Origin of the sequence: Streptomyces alkaliphilus (assembly GCF_014141535.1) — a bacterium.
Taxonomy (GTDB): Bacteria; Actinomycetota; Actinomycetes; order Streptomycetales; family Streptomycetaceae; genus Streptomyces; species Streptomyces alkaliphilus.
Genome location: NZ_VKHT01000751.1, coordinates 1 through 2,569, shown reverse-complemented (window position 1 = coordinate 2,569; position 2,569 = coordinate 1). Strand labels below are relative to the sequence as shown.

Annotated in this window: 2 protein-coding genes; both read right to left on the bottom strand. The window is 71.6% G+C overall.

All coding sequences use genetic code 11. From position 1 onward, the window contains the following. Positions 1-105: 105 nt before the first annotated feature. The gene (locus FNQ90_RS19370) at positions 106-828 is read right to left on the bottom strand and encodes a maleate cis-trans isomerase family protein (RefSeq protein ID WP_143623736.1); all 723 of its coding nucleotides are present in this window, start codon (positions 826-828) and stop codon (positions 106-108) included. Positions 829-1,080: 252 nt separating this feature from the next. After that, on the bottom strand, positions 1,081-2,034 hold the full coding sequence (locus FNQ90_RS19365; protein WP_182607531.1) for a maleate cis-trans isomerase family protein: 954 nt from the start codon (positions 2,032-2,034) through the stop codon (positions 1,081-1,083). Positions 2,035-2,569: the final 535 nt, after the last annotated feature.

Sequence of the window (2,569 nt, the reverse complement as noted above, 5' to 3'; positions counted from 1 at the left end):
GGTCCGCTCGGGTCGTCCACCACCCCGTTGGGCGCAAGAGGGCGGGCACGGGCCCGGGCTTCCCCGGCGCCCCCGCGCCCCTGTCTTCCGGCGCCCGGTCCCCGTTCAGTCCGCGAAGAGGCTGCCCATGCGCGGGCAGCGCACCGTGCGGCCGATCAGCCGCAACCCCTCCCAGGCCGTGACCTGGTGGGCGGTGAGCACCGGCTTGCCCAGCTCGGCCTCCAACTGCGGCAACCAGGAGACGGTGTGCAGGGCGGTGTCCGGCAACAGGACGGCCTGCGCCTCCGGGTCGTCACCCTTGTGTGCCAGCTCGGTGACCCGGGACCGCCCCCACGTCCCGACCTCGGCGGCGGTGATGATCCCCGCGGGCGTCACCCGGGTGACCTCGATGCCCGCGGCGTTCAGGAACTCCCCGAACAGCAGCGCCACGTCCTCGGGGTAGGTGGCGGCGATGGCCACCCGCTCCACCCCGAGGTGCCGCACCGCGTGCGCGAACGCGAAGGAGGTGCTGGACGCGGGCAGCCCGGCCATCCGCGACAGTTCCCCGGCCTGGGTGCGCGCGCCCTCCCACCCGAAGACGAAGCTGGCGCTGGTGCACGCCCACATGACCGCCCGGGCACCGCGCCCGCGCAGCACCTCCGCGCCGTCCCGCAGCCGGTGCGCGGCGCCCATCTCGAGGAGGGCGTCCACCCGGTGGGCGTCGGTGCCGATGTCGGTGTGCTCCAGCGGCAGGGCGACGTTGGCCCCGGCCTCGTTGAGCAGTCGTTCCATGCGGGGAACGTCGTCCTCGGCCGAGTAACCGGGGTAGAGGAAGCCGACGGTTCCCACCTCCTCCGGCGGCACGATCTCCACCGGCGTCTCGGTGACCGCTCCGGCGGCGGTCGTGGGGGTGAACGGCGCGGACGTCGCGGACGTCGCGGATACGGTCCCGTCCCGGGTGACCGACTCCATGTGTGGTGTCCTCCTGCTCGTGACATGGCGCCGGGGCGGATGCTCCGCTCCGGCGCGTCGTGGTTCGCTCGCCCCCCAACCGGGTTCGGCACGGGTTCGGCGGGATGCCGCCGTCCGGCCTCCGGGCGGTCAGCCCGGCACCGGCCCCCCGCCGGGTTCCTCCGGGAAGAAGGAATCGACCTGCGGCTCCCCGATCGCGGCCTCCTCGGCGGCCGACGGGATCGGGGGCCCGGCCATCGCCGCCGCGGCCTGCGGTGGCCCCGGACGGGTCTCCCCGGGGCGCGGCAGGGGAGGCATCGGGGGCGGTGCCGCCCTCATCGCCGCCACCGCCCGTCTCGCCACCGGATCCAGCAGCGATTGGTACGGTCCCACCGCGTCCTTGCCGATGCGGCGCAGCGCGGCCCAGACGGTCACCTGGTTGGCGGAGAGCACGGGCATCCGGAACTCGGCCTCCAACTGCGGGATGACGTCGAAGGTGGGCAGGTTGGTGCAGCTGATGAAGAGCGCCTCCGGTGGTCCCGGTGTCGTCTCCGCGGTCGCCTCGCGGGCCATGTCCACCACCGAGCGGTAGCCGACCCGCCAGATCTCCCGGGTCAACCCCAGGTAGCTGCGTCCGCTGACGGTGATGCCGCCCTCGCCGAGATAGGTCTCCAGCGAGTCGGTGACCGATTTCGTGTACGGGGTCACCACCGCGATCCGGCGCACCCCCAGCTCCTCCAACGCCAGCAGCAGCGCCCCTGAGGTGGTGACCGCGGGCATCGCCCCGGCCTGCGCCATCGCGGCGACCATGGCGCGCTCCCCGAACGTGCCGCCGACGAAGCTGCCCGAGGTGCAGGCGTAGGCGACGACCTCGGGACCGACCGCGCTCAACGCCTGGACGGCGTCGGAGAGCGTGCGGTGCTCACTGACCAGTCGGGCGAGGTCCAGGCTCACCTCCACCGGCACGAACGGAGTACGGGTCAGGTGCAGGGACACGTCGTCCGGTACCCAGCGCCACAACTCCCGGTCCAGGGCGAAATCGAACGGAGCGACGATACCCACGCCGCGTTGCCGTGACGGACCACCGACGAAGGAGACATCCATGGTGGGACCCCCGATTGGGAACGTAGGGCCGGCGGGAAACGGGAACGGGCCGTTCCGGCTCAGATGAATTCGAAAAGGGGTGACGAAACGACACGGGCCGATGTGTCGCGACGCCGGAGGAGGGATTGTGGAGTGGTGCGGACGGAGCCGACCGGTGCCACCGGAACGGGGCGCGGAACGATGTGGAAGCGCGGCCGATGAGCGACATGCCGGAGCGGAACCCCGGTGAACGTCATCGGCAGCGTCTTCATTGACGACGGTAGTTTCCGGTCCCTACCGTGGTCAATCCCGGAATCGTTCGGCGAACGGGCGGTTTTCCCGCCTCACCGGAACACCGGTACGAGTCCACCGCACGATCCGCGCATTCGACCCGCTCGGCACGGAAGATCGACGATCAAGAACGATCCTCCGGCCGTTGTTCCCGCCAGTGAAACAGCCCGCCATTGCGAAACGGTTTCCCCACCATGTCAAGCGAGTCGTCACCCCCTTCCCATGGCTCCCCGGGTTCTTCCGGTTCCCCCGACCGGGTTTCCCC